This window comes from Micromonospora sp. NPDC048935 (assembly GCF_043197875.1).
Lineage (GTDB): Bacteria > Actinomycetota > Actinomycetes > Mycobacteriales > Micromonosporaceae > Micromonospora.
Map to the genome: position 1 here is coordinate 243,895 of NZ_JBICTZ010000005.1, position 17,384 is coordinate 261,278.

Below are 17,384 nucleotides of genomic sequence, written 5' to 3' on the forward strand. Positions count from 1 at the left end.
GCGGCGGTCAGCCCGCCGCGGTGCCGGCGACCAGGTCGTCGATGACCGCGCGCAGGTCACCGGTGCGTTCCAGCACCCGACGCTGCCGGGTCGCGCCGGTGCCGTCGCGGCGTAGTCGGGCCAGTTGCGCCAACGCGTACCCGAGGTCGCCGTGGCGCAGCAGGGCCGGGGCGATCACCGCCATCAACTCGTCGACGAGCGTCCACGCTGGTCGGGTGCCGCCGCCCCGCAGGTCGATCAGCTCGCCGTCGAGACCGTCGTGCGCGGCCCGCCAGTGCGCGGCGGCGACCAGACAGTCGCGGATGGGCGGGGCCAGCACCCCGGCGCGGACGTCGTCGGCGAGGGTGGCGACGAGTGACCGGACCAGCGCGGCGACCAGAACCGTGTCGTCGACGGCCGAGCAGACGTCGCCCACCCGGACCTCCACCGTCGGGTAGGCCGCCGACGGGCGGGCGTACCAGTAGACCATCCCCGCGTCGAGCATGATGCCGGCGGCGATCAGCTCGTCGACGGTCCGATCGTAGTCGGCGGCCGAGTCGAAGTAGGGCGTCGGCCCGATGCTGGGCCAGCGTTCCAGCTGCATCGACCGCCAGCTGGCGTGGCCGGTGTCACGCCCGTCGTGCAGGGGCGAGTTGGTGGTGATCGCCTGCACCACCGGCAGCCACGCCCGCAGGTGGTTGCAGACCTGCACGGCCAGCTCCCGGTCGGGCAGGCCGACGTGCACGTGACAGCCGCACACCGCCGGATCGTGGGCCACCGGGCCGTACTGGCGTGACATCGCGTGGTAGCGCGGCTCGTCGGGAACCGTCCGGTGCGGCTCGGCCAGCGGGGTGGCGCCGATCGCCACCAGCCGGGCACCGGCGGCGGTGGCGGCCTCGGCCGCCCAGCGGCGCAGCGCCACCAGGTGCGCGCGCAGCTCGCCGAGGTCGGCGCAGACCGGCGTGACCATCTCCACCATGCTGTGCCGGAACTCCTGGCGGCTCTGGTCCCGGGCCGGTCCGCGCAGCGCGGCCACCACCTGGTCGGCCACCGGCAGGTTGCGCCCGCTGTCCGGGTCGAGCAGCAGGAACTCCTCCTCCACGCCGAGCGTGAGGGTGGACAGGTCGGGCACGGTGTCGACGGCGGTCGGACGGTACGCCATGACCCCTCCCCATCCCCTGCTGCGGCCGGGTGCCTCGGGTTCCCGGCCGCCCCTGCGGCAAACGCCGGCTCAGGGCGTCGCGAGGGCCGCCGCGCGCGCGGTGAGGAAGGCCCGTTCGGCCGCGTTGTCCGTCAGGGCGACGGCCGTCCGGTACGCCTCGACGGCCTCTCCGCCCCGACCGAGCCGCACCAGCAGGTCGGCGCGGACCACGTGATAGACGTGGTAGCCGAGCAGATCGAGGCGGTCCACCTCGGCCAGCGCCACCGCCGGTCCGGCCACCTCGGCGAGCGCGACAGCCCGGTTCAGCGCCACCACCGGGCCGGCGGCGAGCACCGTCAGCTGGTCGTACAGCGCAAGGATCTGAGCCCAGTCGGTGTCGGCGCTTCGCGGTGCGGTGCTGTGCACGGCGGCGATCGCGGCCTGGATCTGATACGGGCCCGGTCGGTCGCGGCGCAGGCAGCGGCGGACCAGCGCCTGCCCTTCGGCGATCAGCGTGGTGTCCCACAGTTCTCGGGCCTGCCGGGACAACGGCACCAGCTCACCGTCGGCGGTGGTTCGCGCCGGCCGGCGGGATTCGGTGAGCAGCATCAGGGCGAGCAGGCCGAGCGCCTCCGGTTCGTCCGGCATCAGCTCCACCAGCAGCCTGGTCAACCGGATCGCCTCGACGCACAGCTCGGCGCGGATCAGGTGCGGGCCGGCGCTGGCCGTGTACCCCTCGTTGAAGATCAGGTAGAGCACCGTGAGGACACCGTGCAGTCGGTCGGGCAGGTCGGCGTCGCGGGGCACCCGGTACGGGATCCGCGCGTTGCGGATCTTCGACTTGGCGCGGACCAGCCGCTGCGCCATCGTCGGCTCGGGCACCAGGAAGGCTCGGGCAATCTCAGCGGTGCTCAGGCCGCCGATCAGCCGCAGGGTGAGCGCGACCCGGGCGGCCGGGGCGAGCGCCGGATGACAGCAGGTGAAGATCAGCCGCAGCTGGTCGTCGTGCACGGGTCCCTCCTCGACGGGTTCGTCGGCGGCGAACAGCAGGGCAGCCTGGGCGTGCCGCTCGGCCCGGGACGCCTCACGGCGCAGCCGGTCGATCGCCCGGTTACGGGCGGTGGTGATGATCCAACCAGCCGGACTGGGCGGCGGGCCGGTGGTCGGCCAGCGGGCCACCGCGACGGCGAAAGCGTCCTGGACGGCCTCCTCGGCGAGGTCGATGTCGCCGAGGAGACGGACCAGGACGGCGAGCGCGCGCCCGTACTCCGCGCGGAACACCGCCTCAACCTCAGGCACGGTCAGTCGCCGGCCCCGCCCTGGAAGGGACGCACCTCGACCGGCAGGGTGGTGGCCAGCGCGTAGCGGCGCCCCCAGTGCAGGGCGGCGTCCAGGTCCGCCACGTCGATGATGGTGATGCCGCCCAGGTGCTCCTTGCCCTCCACGAACGGCCCGTCGGTGACCAGGACGTCGCCGTCGCGGGGGCGCAACACGGTGGCCGTCTCCGGGCCATGCAGGCCCTGCCCGAAGACCCACGACCCGGCGGCGGCCAACTCGTCGCGCAGCTCGCCGACCTGGCGCATCACCTCGGCCAGGAATGCCGGCTCCGGCGGCAGCTCACCCTGCGGCTGGTGAAGGCTGAGCAGGTACAACGTCATCGTTCCTCCTCGCGGGCGGTCGGCGCGTCGCCGACCTCTCATCCTCCACACGATCGGCCGCCGCCCGAATCGACAGGCCGGCAGAAACTTCTCCGCGGCCGACCCGCCCCCGCTGTTGGCGTGCCCTTTGCTCTGCACCCGCGGATGCGACGGGGCCCGGGGCCGGGTCCAGGCCCGAACGCCGACGCAGGCCCGAACGCCGGTACAGGCCCAAACGCCGGTACAGGCCCAAACGCTGGTACAGGCCCAAACGCCGGTACAGACCCAAACGCCGGTACAGACCCAAACGCCGGTACAGACCCAAACGCCGGTACAGACCCAGACGCCGGTGCAGGCGTGGACGTCGGTGCGGGTCCGGGTGGTGCGTCGGCGGGTGCAGAGCAAAGGACGAAGGACAGGGGTACGGTCCGCCAGCGCCGCGACCGGAGCCGATGGTCACGCCTGCGACGGTGGTGGGTCGCTCGGCGGGTGACTCGCCACCACGGCCGGGGACGACGACGCCGCCGGAGGGTGCGGTGCGCGGGCGGCGGCCGAGGTGCTGGCGGTTGACGAGGGTACGACCGGGGCCGGCCCGGTCTCGGCGGGACCGGGCCGGCCTCGGCCCTGGGTGTCACCCGGCCGCCCCGGCCCCAACGGACCGGGCCGGCGCGGGCGCACCGGTCATGGGTAGGTGGTCAGGTACACCGTCTGGTTAGCCGCGTTCGCGGTGCCACCGGCGTTGTTGATCACCCGGTTGATGGTGCCGACGCCACCGAGTGAGACGGTCACCATGTTCGTGAACCGCACGTTCGAGTTGGTGGGCACCTCGAAGGACCGTTCCTCGACCACCGCGGGGTTGACGTTGAAGTAGCTGTAGCTGCCCAGCCCGAACGCCTGGTGGCTGGTCACCGAATCGGCGACCTTGTACGCGGCGTAGCCCCGGGTCGACCCGTTCATCCAGGCCGCCTGGTTCGGCACGTCGTACGGCAGCTCGTTCTGGTAGAAGTAGGTCCGCCCGCCGTTGCCGTTCCAGATGGTCTGGTACTTCTGGTAGTGCTCGACGAACAGGCCGTACATGGTGACGTTGTCGCCGTTGACGGTGAGCCCGGTGTCGGCGGTGTTCAGCGTCCACCCGGTCGGCACACCGCTGGCGGCGTGGTCGGCCCGCCACAGCCACATGTGGTCACCGATCACGTTGTCGCTGTTGACGGTCAACGTGTTGGTGGCCCTGCCGACGTGCGGCCCTCCGATGCGGAAGAACACGTCGTGCAGCGAGGTCGGGTTGCTGGCGTGGCTCGCCGACGATCCGGTCGGCCCCACCTCCATCAGCACCGGCGAGTTGGTGGTGCCGGCCTCGAACATCAGGCCGGCGACCTTCACGCCGTCCACATCGGCCACCCGCATGCCCACGCTGCCGTTGTCGGCCTGGATGGTGGCCAGGCCGAGGCCGAGGACCACCGTGTCGGCCCGGTTGACCTGGATCGGCTCGGTGACGTGGTGCACGCCCGGGGTGAAGAGCAGGTGCTTGCCCTGGGCGAGGGCCGCGTTGATGGTGGCCGCGCTGGTGCCGGTCTGGACGACGAAGAACTGCGACAGCGAGATGGACGAGCCGGCGGGCGTCTTGTTGTACCAGCTGGTACCCGTCGAGTTGGTGCGCAGCGCCGGCACGAAGACCCGGTACTCGCCGGTGCCGTCGACGTAGAGGAACGGCTTCTCCCGCACCTGCGGGGTCTGCGCGATGACGGTGTGCGACGGGTTGGGGAAACTCGGCGCCGGTGCGCCGGTGACGCCCTGGAAGACCATGTTCCACACCGAGCCGGTCCAGCCGTTGCCGAACTCACTGTTGCGCGAGTACCACTGCTGCTGCGAGCCGGAGACGACAAGCCCGTCGATGCGGGTGTCGGCCAACAGGCCACCGCTGGACCAGCCGTCGCCGCCGTTCCACAGTTGGATCTGGTTCTGCCCGCCGCGCAGGTGCATCCGGCGGTACGGCGCGGCCTGGGACACCGCCCAGCGTTCCACGGTCTGCCCCGCGGGCAGGGTGACCGAGAGGTTCTCGGCGGCCCGCCAGAAGTTCTGTGTGGCGTTGCCGCCCATCCAGAACGCCTCGGTGCGGACGTGGCCGTTGAGGTTGACGTCGTCCGGGCTCAGGCCGAGGCCGGCGACCTGGGTGAAGAAGCCGAGGTTGACGTCGGCGGTGTAGCTGCCGGGCTTGAACAGCACCGCGTAGCGCTGCGGGCCGAACTGGTTGGTCTCCTGCTGGGTGAAGAGGGTGTTCAGTCGACTCTGGATCGTCGACGTCGGGGTGCTCGGGTCGAAGACGTACGTGTTCGGCCCGAGGTTCGGGTTGCGCGGGTCGGTCCCGTCGACCGGCGGCTCGCTGGTGCCGCCGGTGGTGTGCGCCGCCAGCTCCCACAGCGAGTAACCGTAGGCGGTGCCCCGGGCGGTGCCGTACACCCGCAGGTATCGGCCGCTGCCGCTGACGGTCAGCGACTGCGTGCCGCCGGTGGCCGTGGTGGTCGAGTAGATCGTGGTCCAGGTGGCGCCGTCGGCCGAGGTCTGGAGCTGGAAGGCCCGGGCGTACGCGGCCTCCCAGGTGAGCACCACCCGGCAGATCGTCCGGGTGCTGCCGAGGTCGACGCGCAGCCACTGCGGGTCGCTGGCGGCGCTGGCCCAGCGGGTGCCCGGGTTGCCGTCGACGGCGGCGGACGCCGCGAGTCCGGCGTCCTGGGTGGACGACGCGGTAGCGGGGGCGCCCTGCGCGACGTTGGTGCTGCCGCAGGTGGGCGTGCTGCCGCCGGTCTCGCCGTAGACCTGGAACTCCCAGAGCGAGTAGCCGTAGCCGGTGCCCCGGGCGGTGCCGTTCATCCGGACGTAACGTCCGGCGCCGGTGACGGTGAGGCTCTGCGTGCCGCCGGTGCCGGTGGTGGTCGAGTAGATGGTGGTCCAGGTGGCACCGTCGTCGGAGGTCTGGAGCTGGAAGGCGCGACCGTAGGCGCCCTCCCAGATCAGGTTGACCTGGCTGATGGTGGCCCGGGCACCCAGGTCGACCTGGAGCCACTGCGGGTCGCTGAAGGCGCTGGCCCAGCGGGTGCCGGTGTTGCCGTCCACGGCGGCGCTGGCGGGGGTGCCGGCGTTCTCGGTGGACGAGGCGGTGGCCGTCCGGCCCTGGGAGAGCAGGGTGGGCGCGGCCTGCGCGGGGGCGGTGGCACCGGTCGGGGTGAGCGCCGCGACAAGCGCCACGGTGAGCCCGACGAGCAGGTGTCGGACGGCCCGTCGGGGACGCGGACGTACGGATGTTGCACGAGATGTCATGACATCGCCTGTCGATAGGGGGTTACGGATGCCGACGAGGGTGGGATCGGGCTCGCCCCGTGGTGCCGTGGATGGTGCCGCCGATGCGGCGCCGCGGGCCGGAGAGCGCTCTCGTAGGAGTGTTGCGGCGACATTGCGGCGACGTCAAGACATCGATCTATAACTTCGTTATTTATCCCGAGGATTCTTTTTGTGTAATTCGCCGACGCCGCTGCCGTCGTCCCGGCTCAGCGGCGGACGCCGCCCTCGGTGAGGAAGCGGGCGATCGGCAGGGTGGCCGCGCCGAGCGCCACCGCGTCCACGCCGAGGCGGCACAGCTCGATCGACGCCTGCTCGAACGGTTGCCGCAGTGCCTGCCGGCCGGCGGCCTCGCGGACGGCCGGCAGCAGGTCGCCCAGCGCCATGGCCGCCCAGCCGCCGAGCACCACCCGCTCCGGGTTGAACAGGTTGATCAGGTTGGCCACGCCCGCGCCGAGGTAGCCGGCGGTGTCGTCCAGCACCCGCCGGGCGGTCACCGAGGTGTCGGCGGCGGCGACCAGCGCCGCGAGCTGGGACTCCTCGTCCTCGCCGGGCACGGCGCGACCCCGGCGCGCCTCCCGGTAGCGGTCGATGATCGCCTCCGCGCCCACGTACGCCTCCAGGCAGCCGCGCGCGCCGCACCGGCAGGCCCGCCCCCCGTACACCAGGGTGGTGTGCCCCCACTCCCCCGCGCTGCTGGACGCGCCCCGGTAGGTGGCACCGTTCGTCACCACCGCCGCGCCGACGCCGGAGCCGACGAGCGCGAAGACGGCGTGCCGGGCGCCCCGGCCGGCGCCGAACCACATCTCGGCCTGGCCGAGGGTCTTCGCGCCGTTGTCGATGTGCAGTGGCAGGTCGGTGCCGGCACTGATCAGGCGTTCCAACGGCACCCGGTCCCAGCCGAGGGCCTGGGCGTGCACGACGGCCTCGGCGCCCTGCTCGACCACCCCGGAGACGCCGATGCCGACGCCGAGCACGTCGCCGGGGGCCACGCCGGCCTGCCCGGTCACCGCGTCGATGCCGGCGAGCACGTGCCCGGCCACCAGGTCCGGTTCGGTCCGGGCCGGGTCGAGCGGGTACTCGATGCTGGCCAGCAGGGTCATCGCGAAGTCGAACAGCTCCACCCGCACGCGGGTCTCGCCGACGTCCACGCCGACCACGAAGGCGAAACGGGGCGCGGTCCGCAGCAGCATGCTGGGCCGCCCGCCGTCGGACTCGGCGGCGCCGGCCTCGGCGACCAGCCCCTCGTCGATCAGGTCGGCCACCACGTTGCTGACCGCCGGCTGGCTCAGCCCGGTGCTGCGCACCAGGTCCTGGCGGGTGAGCGGGCCATCGAGGAAGAGCCTGGTCAGCAGGGCGGACCGGTTGCGCAGCCGCACGCTGCGGTTGGTGGCACGCGCCAGCTCCACTCGTCACCTCGTTCCCGTCGGTCGTTCGAGGCGACTGTAACCGCCTCGTGCTTGACGACCCACCGGCCAGCACCTTTAATGACGACATAAATTAAGCCGTAATGTAACTCCCGGGAAACGCCGACGGACCCCGACGGCGCACCCCCGAACCCTGTCCGCAACCGACCGACCGTCGCCCTCGACCCCTATCGACGACGGAGGTCGGTGGACCCCCACCACGCACCGGAAGGGCAGACCCGTGTCGAGACGACACCTCGGGATATTCACCGCCGCCGTACTGGCCGCCGCCTCGCTGACGGCCTGTGGCGGCTCCGGCGACGACTCCGCCGCATCGCCCAAGACGCTCACCTACTGGGCCAGCAACCAGGGCGCCAGCCTGGAGGCCGACAAGACGATCCTCCAGCCGGAGCTGGACAAGTTCGAGAAGCAGACCGGCATCAAGGTCACCGTCGAGGTGGTCCCGTGGTCGGACCTGCTCAACCGCCTGCTCGCGGCCGCCGCCTCGGGCAAGGGCCCGGACGTGGTCAACATCGGCAACACCTGGTCGGCGTCGTTGCAGGCCACCGGCGCACTCGTCGAGTTCGACGACGCCACCCTGACCGCCGTCGGCGGCAAGGACCGGATCGTGCCCGCCGCGCTCGCCGCCGCCGGCGCCCCCGGCAAGCCGCCGGCCGCCGTGCCGCTCTACAGCATGGCGTACAGCCTGTACTACAACAAGAAGTCGTTCGCCGACGCCGGCCTCACCGCGCCGCCGACCACCTGGGAGCAGCTCGCCGAGTACGGCAAGAAGCTGAGCACCGGCGGCAAGTGGGGCCTGGCCATCGAGGGGGCCAACCCGTCGGAGAACGCGCACCACGCCTTCACCTTCAGCCAGCAGTACGGCGGCGAGTGGTTCGACTCGGCCGGCAAGCCGACCTTCGACACCCCGCAGAACGTCTCGGCGATCAAGCGGTACATCGACTTCATGGCCGCTGACAAGATCACCAACCCGAGCAACGCCGAGTACGCGCAGAACCAGTCGGTCTCGGACTTCGCCAACGGCAAGGCCGCCATGCTGCTCTGGCAGTCCGCCGGCTCGAACCTGAAGACGCAGAACATGCCCGCCGACGCGTACGGGGTGGCCCCGGTGCCGTTCCTGGCCAACCCGCCGGCCGGCGGCAAGAAGGTCAACAGCATGGTGGCCGGCATCAACATGGCGGTCTTCAAGCACACCAAGAACAAGGACGGCGCGCTGAGCTTCGTGAAGTTCATGACCAGCGACGAGGAGCAGACGCTGCTCAACAAGACGTACGGCTCACTGCCGGCGGTGAAGACCGCGGGCTCCGACCCGGCGTTCAGCGCCACCGAGCAGAAGACCATCCAGGAGACCCTGGTCACCACCGCGGCCCCGCTGCCGCAGGTGCCCGAGGAGAGCACCTTCGAGACCCTGGTCGGCACCGCGATGAAGGAGCTGTTCGCGGACGCGGCAAGCGGCAAGCCGGTCACCGAGGCGTCGGTGAAGGCGAAGCTGACCGACGCGCAGCAGAAGATGCGCTGACCCAGGCGTCACCGGTGGCCGTGGTCGGGTGCTGAGCCCGGCCACGGCCACCGCCTCCGAGAGGACCCCGATGGCAACCAGCACCACCGCGCCGGACGCCGACCGGCGCGAACCCCGGGCCGGGTCACCGGCCCGGGAGCCGGCCCGCCGGCCCCGCGGCCCCCGCCGCTCACTCCTGCCCTATCTGCTGCTCGCCCCGGCCGTCGTGCTGGAACTCGCCATCCACGTGGTCCCGATGGTGGTCGGGGTCTGGATGAGCCTGCTGGAGCTGACCCAGTTCCATATTCGCAACTGGTCCACCGCGCCCTTCGTCGGGCTGGAGAACTACCGGGCGACGCTCGACCTGAACAGCGCCGCCGGCAAGGAACTGCTGCACTCGTTCTGGGTCACCCTGGCCTACAGCGTGCTCTCGGTCGGGTTCGCCTGGCTGCTCGGCATCTCGGCGGCGGTCGTCCTGCAGAAGCCGTTCCGTGGGCGGGCGATCCTGCGGGCGCTCTTCCTCACCCCGTACGCGCTGCCGGTCTACGCCGCGGTGATCACCTGGAGTTTCCTGCTGCAACGGGACACCGGCCTGGTCAACCACGTCCTGGTCGACCAGCTCGGGCTGCTGGGCGAACGGCCGTTCTGGCTGATCGGCGACAACAGCTTCTGGTCGCTGCTGGTGGTGTCGGTCTGGCGCAACTGGCCGTTCGCGTTCCTCTGCCTGATGGCGGGTCTACAGAACGTGCCGGGTGAGCTGTACGAGGCCGCCGCCATCGACGGCGCCGGGTTCTGGCGTCGGCTGCGCTCGGTCACCCTGCCCATGCTGCGGCCGGTGAACCTGGTGCTGCTGCTGGTGCTGTTCCTGTGGACGTTCAACGACTTCAACACACCGTTCGTGCTGTTCGGCGGCTCCGCGCCGGAGCAGGCCGACCTGATCTCCATCCACATCTACCGCAGTTCCTTCAAGACCTGGGACTTCGGCTCCGGCTCGGCGATGTCGGTGGCGCTGCTGCTGTTCCTGATGATCGTCTCGGCCGCGTACCTGCTGATCACCAACCGTCGGAGGGACGACCATGCGTGAGACCGCCGGTGAGCGCTGGGGCCGGCGCATCGTGCTGACCCTGCTCACCCTCTTCGTCGTCATCCCGCTGTACGTGATGGTCACCTCGGCGGCGAAGCCGTTGCAGGACGTGCAGAACGGCTTCACCTGGTGGCCCAGCCGGCCCACCCTGCAACCGTTCGTGGACATGTGGAGCACCGTCCCGCTGGCCCGGTACCTGGTGAACAGCCTGGTGGTGTCGAGCATCGCGGCGGTCTGCTCGGTGGCGGTGGCCATCTTCGCGGCGTTCGCGGTCAGCAGGTACCGCTTCCGCGGCCGGAGCCTCTTCTCGGTGACCGTGCTGTCCACCCAGATGTTCCCCGGCATCCTGTTCCTGCTGCCGTTGTTCCTCATCTACGTCAACCTGGGCAACGCCACGGGCATCGAGTTGTACGCCAGCCGGACCGGCCTGGTGATCACGTACCTGACCTTCTCGCTGCCGTTCTCGATCTGGATGCTCGTCGGTTACTTCGACTCGATCCCCCGGGGTCTGGACGAGGCGGCGCAGGTCGACGGGGCCGGGCCGCTGCGCACCCTGTTCCAGGTCATCCTGCCGGCCGCCGTGCCCGGCGTCGTGGCGGTCACCGTGTACGCGTTCATGACCGCCTGGGGTGAGGTGCTCTTCGCGTCGGTGATGACCGACGAGGGCAGCCGCACCCTGGCCGTCGGCCTCCAGGGCTACTCCACCCAGTTCAACGTCTACTGGAACCAGATCATGGCGGCCTCGCTGGTGGTCAGCGTCCCGGTCGTCGTCGGGTTCCTGGCCCTCCAGCGCTACTTCGTCGCCGGCCTCACCGCCGGCGCGGTCAAGTGAGTCAGTCAATGCCAGAGGAGATCCGTCCCGTGCCCGACCTGTCCAAGCTGCCACCCGACTTCCTCTGGGGCGTCGCCACGGCGGCGTACCAGATCGAGGGGGCCGTCGACGTCGACGGCCGGGCGCCGTCCATCTGGGACACCTTCTCGGCGACCCCCGGCAACGTCGACAACGGCGACACCGGCGCGGTGGCCTGCGACCACTACCACCGGTGGCCCGAGGACTTCGCGCTGCTGCGCCGGCTCGGCGTGGACGCGTACCGTTTCTCGGTGGCCTGGCCCCGGGTGATGCCCGACGGCGTCGGTCGGGTCAACCCCGCCGGGCTGGACTTCTACGACCGGCTCGTCGACACGCTGCTCGCCGACGGGATCCGGCCGTTCGTCACGCTCTACCACTGGGACCTGCCGCAGGCCCTCCAGGACGCCGGCGGCTGGCCGGAGCGCGCCACGGCCGAGGCGTTCGCCGAGTACGCGGCGGTCGTCGCCGCCCGTCTCGGTGACCGGGTGGCCGACTGGTGCACCGTCAACGAGCCGCTCTGCGTGTGCTGGATCGGGCACCTGGACGGCAACATGGCCCCCGGCGAGCGGGACCTGACCCGGGCGGTGCACGCCTCGCACCACGTGCTGCTCGGGCACGGGCTGGCCACCCAGGCGATCCGCGCCAACGCCGCCCGGCCGGCGTCGGCGGGTCTGGTGCTCAACCTCAGCCCGATCGAGGCGGCCACCGACCGACCCGAGGACGTGGCGGCGGCCCGCCGGGCGGACGGGCACGTCAACAGGTGGTGGCTGGACCCGGTCCACGGGCGCGGCTACCCGGCCGACATGATCGCCACCTACGGGGTCGAGCCGCCGGTACGCGGCGACGACCTCACAGTGATCGCCACGCCCACCGACTTCCTCGGGGTGAACTACTACTTCCGGCAACTGGTGGTGGACGACCCGACCGGCGCGGCGCCGTACGCCCGGCAGGTGCCGGTGCCCGGCTCGGTGGAGACCGCGATGGGCTGGGAGATGTACCCGGCGGGGCTGGAGCGGCTGCTCGTCGACGTGCACGAGGAGTACCGGCCGGGCCGGATCATCGTCACCGAGAGCGGGTCGGCCTGGCCGGACGAGGTCACCGCGGACGGCACGGTGGAGGACAAGGAGCGCACCGACCACCTGGAGCAGCACCTGGCGGCGTGCGCGTCGGCGGTGGCCCGGGGCGTGCCGCTGGACGGCTACTTCGTCTGGTCGCTGCTGGACAACTTCGAGTGGGCGTACGGCTACGACAAGCGTTTCGGGCTGGTGCACGTGGACTACCCGACGCAGCGCCGGACGATGAAGGCGAGCGGTCTGCGCTACGCCGAGCTGATCCGCGCCCACCGGCGTCTCGCCCGTACGACCGGGGCCGCCGCGCCGGTGGCCTGACCATCACCGGCGGTGCGGCCGGCCGCCCGGGAACGCCGTCGTGGCGACCCCGGGCGGCCGAACCGGTCCCGATCGGACGAAACCGCCACCGACCGCCGCGCCCGGTGGCTAACCTGCGGCAATGTCCGCAGCACCCGACGAGGTCGAGCAACCCGACGCCGGGGCGCGCGTCTCCGACACCGATCGGATGACGGCCTTCAGCGACGGTGTCTTCGCCATCGTCATCACGCTGCTCGTCATCGACCTGCGGGTGCCGGAATACCACGAGGGCGAGTTGCTCACCGACCTGCTCGACGAGGGCGCCTCGTACCTCGCGTTCGTGGTGTCCTTCGTCTACATCGGGGTGCTCTGGCTCAACCACCACGCGCTGCTGCGGCTGATCCGCGGCACCACCCTCGCACTGAGCTGGATCAACCTCGGCGTGCTCTTCGGCGCGGTGATCATTCCGTTTCCCACCGCCGTGCTGGCGTCGGCCTTCACCCAGGGCGACACCGACGACCAGCGCGCGGCCGTCGCCCTGTACGCGTTGTCCGCCGCGCTGATGTCGGCCCCCTGGCTGGTGTTCTTCGGCTACCTGCGGCGGCACCCGGCGCTGCTGCGGCGCGGGGTCAGTCCCGAGTACGCGCGCCGGCAGCGGCTACGGCCGGTCACCGGCCTGATCCTGTACGGGCTCGGCGGCCTGCTCGGCTGGTTCGTCAACCCGCTGCTGGGTCTGCTCGCGGTCATCTTCATGATCAGCTATCACGCGGTGACAAGCGAGGGGCTGCCCCGGTGGCTCACCCGTCGCTGACCAGCCGGGGCAGGTCGGCGGGGGTGTCCACGTCCAGCGGTGAGCCGACGTCGTCGCAGGGCACCTCGACCACCAGGTCCGGCCGGTCGCGGAGCAGGTCGCGGGCGCCCCGGTCGCCGATCGCGTAACCGTCCAGCAGCGGCCAGGTGTCCCGCCCCAGCAGGACCGGGTGCCCCGGCCGGCCGGCGTAGGTGGCGACCGCGACGAGCGCACCGCCGGCGTACGCCGCCCGCACCCGGTGGACCGCGACCGGGTGCAGCAGCGGCTGGTCGACGAGGACCACGACGGCCGCCGGTACGTCGGCCGGCAACGAGGCCAGGCCCCGGCGCAGTGACGAGCCCAGCCCCTCGGACCAGCGGTCGTGCCGCACCGGCACCGCGCCGGGCAGGTCGGGCACCTCGTCGGCGCCGGCACCGAGCACCACGTGCACGGGCGCGCAGCCGCCGTCGCGCAGCAGCCGGACGCCACGGCGCACCAGCGACTCGCCGGCCAGCTCGACAAGCGCCTTCGGCCGGCCGTACCGCCGCCCGGCCCCGGCGGCCAACAGCAGCCCGGCGGTCACCGTCGTCACCTCCCCCCGCGAAGGTCTTTGCGTTATTCGCCCCGAGATATACCGACAAAGCTAGTCTGGGCCGGTGCAGGGCGGACCCGAGAACGCGACGACGACCGACGAGCGGCACTCGTCCCGGGTGACGTTCGAGGTCAACGGCGCGGCACGCGAGGTGACGCTGGACAACCGCACCACCCTGCTCGACACGCTGCGCGAGCACCTCGGCCTGACCGGGGCGAAGAAGGGCTGCGACCACGGCCAGTGCGGCTCCTGCACGGTGCTCCTCGACGGCCGGCGGGTGAAGAGCTGTCTGGTGTTCGCGGTCACCCTCGACGGCCGGTCGGTGGTCACCGTCGAGGGGTTGGCCGAGCCGGACGGGCTGTCCCCGTTGCAGGCCGCGTTCGTCGCGCACGACGCGTTCCAGTGCGGCTACTGCACACCAGGGCAGCTCTGCTCCGCCCGGGGCATGCTCGACGAGGTCGCCCGCGGCTGGCCCAGCGCGGTCACCGCCGACCTGGGCGCGCCCGTCGACCTGACCGACGCGGAGATCCGCGAACGGATGGCCGGCAACCTGTGCCGCTGTGCCGCGTACCCACACATCGTCGCGGCCGTGCGTCAGACGGCGGCGAAGCGATGAGGGCGTTCCGTTACCACCGGCCCGCCGACGTGGCCGACGCGGTCGCCGTGCTCGGCGCGGAGCCACACGCGGCCTACCTGGGCGGCGGCACCAACCTGGTGGACCTCATGAAACTCGGGGTGCAGCGCCCCGACGTGCTGGTGGACGTGACCGGGCTTCCGCTGGACACCGTCGAGGAGCTGCCCGACGGCGGGCTGCGGATCGGCGCGACAGTCCGCAACAGCGACCTCGCGGCCCATCCGGTGGTCCGCCGGGACTACCCGGTGCTGGCCCGCGCCCTGCTCGCCGCCGCCTCCGGACAGCTCCGCAACATGGCCACCACCGGTGGCAACCTGTTGCAGCGCACCCGCTGCGTCTACTTTCAGGACACCGGCAAGGCGTGCAACAAGCGGGAGCCGGGCAGCGGTTGTGCCGCCCTGCACGGACAGAACCGCGACCTGGCGGTGCTGGACTGGTCCGACCAGTGCGTGGCCACCCACCCGTCGGACCTGGCCGTGGCGCTGACCGCGCTCGACACGGTGGTGGAGGTGCACGGGGCCGAGGGCGCACGGGAGCTTCCGATCGCGACCCTCTACCGCTCCCCCGGCACCCACCCGGAACGGGAGACCACCCTGGCCCGGGGCACGCTGATCACCGCCGTCCGGCTGCCGCCGCTGCCGGCCGCGCGCCACTCGACGTACCTGAAGGTCCGTGACCGTGCCTCGTTCGCGTTCGCCGCCGGGTCGGTGGCCGCCGTGCTGGAGCTGGACGGCGACGTGGTCCGCGACGTGCGGCTGGCGTACGGGGCGGTGGCGCACCGGCCGTGGCGGGCGTACCGGGCCGAGGAGGAGCTGCGGGGTCGCCCGTTCAGCCCGGAGCTGGCCGCGCGGGCCGCCGACGTGGAGCTGGCCGAGGCCCGCCCGCTACGGCACAACGGCTTCAAGGTGCCGCTGACCCGGGCCATCACCGTGCGGGCCCTCAGCGAGCTGGCGTCGTCGTGAGCACCGGGGCGGTCGGCCGCGCGTACCCCCGCCGGGAAGGGCCCGAGAAGGTCACCGGCACGGCCCGGTACGCGGTCGAGTACCCGGTGGACGGTGTCACCTACGGCTGGGCGGTGCCGTCGGCGGTGGTCCGGGGCCGGATCACCCGCGTCGACTCGACCGAGGCGCTCGCGTCGCCGGGCGTGCTGGCCGTCCTGCACCACGGCAACGCGCCCCGCCTCGCCGCCGACGGACCGCCGGAGCTGCGGCTGTTGCAGGAGCCGGCGGTGCACCACCGGGGCCAGTTCGTCGCCGTCGTGGTGGCCACCGGCCTGGAGGCGGCCCGCGAGGGTGCCCGGCTGGTCCGGATCGACTACGACACCGGGCCGCACAACACCGTGCTCAGCGCCGACCACCCCGGCCTGTACCGGCCCGAGCACGTCAACCCGAGCTATCCGACCGACACCGCCGAGGGCGACTTCGACGCCGGGTACGCCGCCGCCCCCGTCCGGGTGGACGCCTCGTACCGAACGCCCGCCTACCACAACAACCCGATGGAGCCACACGCCACGACGGCCCAGTGGCGCGACGGTCGACTGCTGGTGCACGACTCCACCCAGGGCGCGTCGCCGGTGCGGGCCACCCTCGCCGAGCTGTTCGCGCTGCCCCCGGAGTCGGTCCGGGTCGTCGCCGCGCACGTCGGTGGCGGCTTCGGCAGCAAGGGGTACGCGAAGGCATCGGTGGTGCTGGCCGCCCTCGCGGCCCGGCACGTGGACCGGCCGGTCAAGCTGGCGTTGACCCGTCAGCAGCTCTTCGGGCCCGTCGGGTACCGCACCCCCACCATCCAACGGGTCCGTCTCGCCGCGGACGCCGACGGGCGGCTCACCGCGATCTGCCACGACGCGATCAGCCAGACCTCGACCATCCGGGAGTTCGCGGAGCAGACCGCCGTCTACACCCGCAGCATGTACGCCGCACCCCACCGCCGCACCACGCACCGACTGGTCCGCCTCGACGTGCCCACGCCGTTCTGGATGCGCGCCCCCGGCGAGTGCCCCGGCGCGTACGCCCTGGAGTCGGCGATGGACGAGCTGGCCACCGCCGCCGGCATCGACCCGGTGGAGCTGCGCATCCGCAACGACGCGCCTGTCGACCCCGACCAGGGACGGCCGTTCACCAGCCGCAACCTGGTGGCCTGCCTGCGCGAGGGCGCACGGCGGTTCGGCTGGAGCGACCGGGACCCGACGCCCCGCGCCCGGCGCGACGGGCGTTGGCTGATCGGCACGGGGGTGGCCGGGTCGAGCTACCCGGCGCGGGCCAGGGCGTCGTCGGCCACCGCCACCGCCCGGCCCGACGGCGGCTTCCTGGTCCGGATCAACGCCACCGACATCGGCACCGGCGCCCGAACGGCCATCTGGCAGGTGGCCGCCGACGCGCTCGAAGTCCCGCCGGAGCGGGTGGAGATCCACATCGGTGACAGCGACCTGCCGGCCGCGGCGCTGGCCGGGGGTTCGATGGGCACCGCCAGTTGGAGCTGGGCGGTGATCCGCGCCTGTCAGGCGCTGCGCGGGAGACTGCGCGTGGGCGTGCCACCGGATCGGGAGGTGAGCGCGTCCGCGGACACCACCGACGAGGTGGGCGGGCAGCCCGCCCTGCCCCGGTACGCGTACGGGGCCCAGTTCGCCGAGGTGCGGGTGGACGCGGACACCGGCGAGGTACGGCTGAACCGGATGCTCGGGGTGTTCGCGGCCGGGCGGGTGGTGAACCCCACGACGGCCCGCAGCCAGCTCATCGGCGGCATGACCATGGGGCTGTCGATGGCGCTGCACGAGGAGGGTCTGCTCGACGAGCGGTACGGCGACTGGGTCAACCACGACCTGGCGACCTATCACATCACCGGTTGCGCTGACGTGGAGTCGATCGAGGCGTACTGGCTGGACGAGCGCGACGACGAGCTGAACCCGGCCGGGGTGAAGGGCATCGGCGAGATCGGCATCGTGGGTGCGGCGGCGGCGGTCGCCAACGCGGTGCACCACGCCACCGGCGTACGGATCCGGGACCTGCCGATCCGGTTGGACAAGCTCATCGGAGCATCAGGACTGGCTTAAATA

12 protein-coding genes and 2 pseudogenes are annotated in these 17,384 nt (G+C 72.1%); 8 read left to right on the plus strand and 6 right to left on the minus strand.

The window, feature by feature from the left end; translation table 11 throughout:
* Nucleotides 1-7: 7 nt before the first annotated feature.
* From ACGFIW_RS16785 to ACGFIW_RS16805, 5 genes are all read right to left on the minus strand, one after another.
* Entirely contained in the window at nucleotides 8-1,141 is a 1,134-nt protein-coding gene (locus tag ACGFIW_RS16785; RefSeq protein ID WP_393315882.1) for a glutamate--cysteine ligase, read from the minus strand.
* Between the two features lie 69 nt (nucleotides 1,142-1,210).
* The gene (locus ACGFIW_RS16790; RefSeq protein ID WP_393315884.1) at nucleotides 1,211-2,419 is read right to left on the minus strand and encodes an RNA polymerase sigma factor; all 1,209 of its coding nucleotides are present in this window, start codon (nucleotides 2,417-2,419) and stop codon (nucleotides 1,211-1,213) included.
* Between the two features lie 2 nt (nucleotides 2,420-2,421).
* Nucleotides 2,422-2,778, minus strand: coding sequence for a YciI family protein (locus ACGFIW_RS16795; RefSeq protein WP_393315887.1), 357 nt, complete (start codon nucleotides 2,776-2,778; stop codon nucleotides 2,422-2,424).
* A 660-nt stretch (nucleotides 2,779-3,438) separates the two neighbouring features.
* On the minus strand, nucleotides 3,439-6,072 hold the full coding sequence (locus ACGFIW_RS16800) for a discoidin domain-containing protein (RefSeq protein ID WP_393315890.1): 2,634 nt from the start codon (nucleotides 6,070-6,072) through the stop codon (nucleotides 3,439-3,441).
* Nucleotides 6,073-6,299: 227 nt separating this feature from the next.
* Entirely contained in the window at nucleotides 6,300-7,499 is a 1,200-nt protein-coding gene (locus tag ACGFIW_RS16805; RefSeq protein WP_393315893.1) for an ROK family protein, read from the minus strand.
* Between the two features lie 238 nt (nucleotides 7,500-7,737).
* Here ACGFIW_RS16805 and ACGFIW_RS16810 point away from each other — a divergent pair, with 238 nt between their 5' ends.
* The 5 genes and pseudogenes from ACGFIW_RS16810 (at nucleotide 7,738) to ACGFIW_RS16830 (ending at nucleotide 13,127) form a co-directional block, all read left to right on the plus strand.
* Nucleotides 7,738-9,036 (plus strand): ABC transporter substrate-binding protein, encoded by a 1,299-nt coding sequence (locus tag ACGFIW_RS16810; protein WP_393315896.1) that lies wholly within the window; start codon nucleotides 7,738-7,740, stop codon nucleotides 9,034-9,036.
* Between the two features lie 70 nt (nucleotides 9,037-9,106).
* Nucleotides 9,107-10,099, plus strand: coding sequence for a carbohydrate ABC transporter permease (locus ACGFIW_RS16815; RefSeq protein WP_393315899.1), 993 nt, complete (start codon nucleotides 9,107-9,109; stop codon nucleotides 10,097-10,099).
* Between the two features lie 166 nt (nucleotides 10,100-10,265).
* Nucleotides 10,266-10,847 (plus strand): annotated as a pseudogene (locus tag ACGFIW_RS16820) (carbohydrate ABC transporter permease); the annotation flags it as partial.
* A 46-nt stretch (nucleotides 10,848-10,893) separates the two neighbouring features.
* A pseudogene (locus tag ACGFIW_RS16825) lies at nucleotides 10,894-12,337 on the plus strand (GH1 family beta-glucosidase); the annotation flags it as partial.
* Between the two features lie 121 nt (nucleotides 12,338-12,458).
* Nucleotides 12,459-13,127, plus strand: coding sequence for a TMEM175 family protein (locus tag ACGFIW_RS16830; RefSeq protein WP_393315902.1), 669 nt, complete (start codon nucleotides 12,459-12,461; stop codon nucleotides 13,125-13,127).
* On the opposite strand, the gene ACGFIW_RS16835 is transcribed toward ACGFIW_RS16830, so the two are convergent.
* Complete coding sequence (locus ACGFIW_RS16835; RefSeq protein ID WP_393315905.1) at nucleotides 13,114-13,689, minus strand: NTP transferase domain-containing protein; 576 nt, start codon at nucleotides 13,687-13,689, stop codon at nucleotides 13,114-13,116. The two genes, ACGFIW_RS16830 and ACGFIW_RS16835, sit on opposite strands and share 14 nt — an antisense overlap.
* 127 nt (nucleotides 13,690-13,816) lie before the next feature.
* Here ACGFIW_RS16835 and ACGFIW_RS16840 point away from each other — a divergent pair, with 127 nt between their 5' ends.
* The 3 genes from ACGFIW_RS16840 to ACGFIW_RS16850 are packed head-to-tail and all read left to right on the plus strand — an operon-like array spanning nucleotide 13,817 to nucleotide 17,381.
* The gene (locus tag ACGFIW_RS16840) at nucleotides 13,817-14,314 is read left to right on the plus strand and encodes a 2Fe-2S iron-sulfur cluster-binding protein (protein WP_393316473.1); all 498 of its coding nucleotides are present in this window, start codon (nucleotides 13,817-13,819) and stop codon (nucleotides 14,312-14,314) included.
* Entirely contained in the window at nucleotides 14,311-15,294 is a 984-nt protein-coding gene (locus tag ACGFIW_RS16845) for an FAD binding domain-containing protein (RefSeq protein ID WP_393315908.1), read from the plus strand. The genes ACGFIW_RS16840 and ACGFIW_RS16845 overlap by 4 nt, the downstream gene beginning before the upstream one ends.
* Nucleotides 15,291-17,381 carry a xanthine dehydrogenase family protein molybdopterin-binding subunit gene (locus ACGFIW_RS16850; protein WP_393315911.1) on the plus strand — a complete coding sequence of 697 codons (2,091 nt, stop codon included), beginning with the start codon at nucleotides 15,291-15,293 and terminating at the stop codon, nucleotides 17,379-17,381. Before ACGFIW_RS16845 ends, ACGFIW_RS16850 begins: the two co-directional genes overlap by 4 nt.
* The last annotated feature ends 3 nt before the right edge of the window (nucleotides 17,382-17,384 follow it).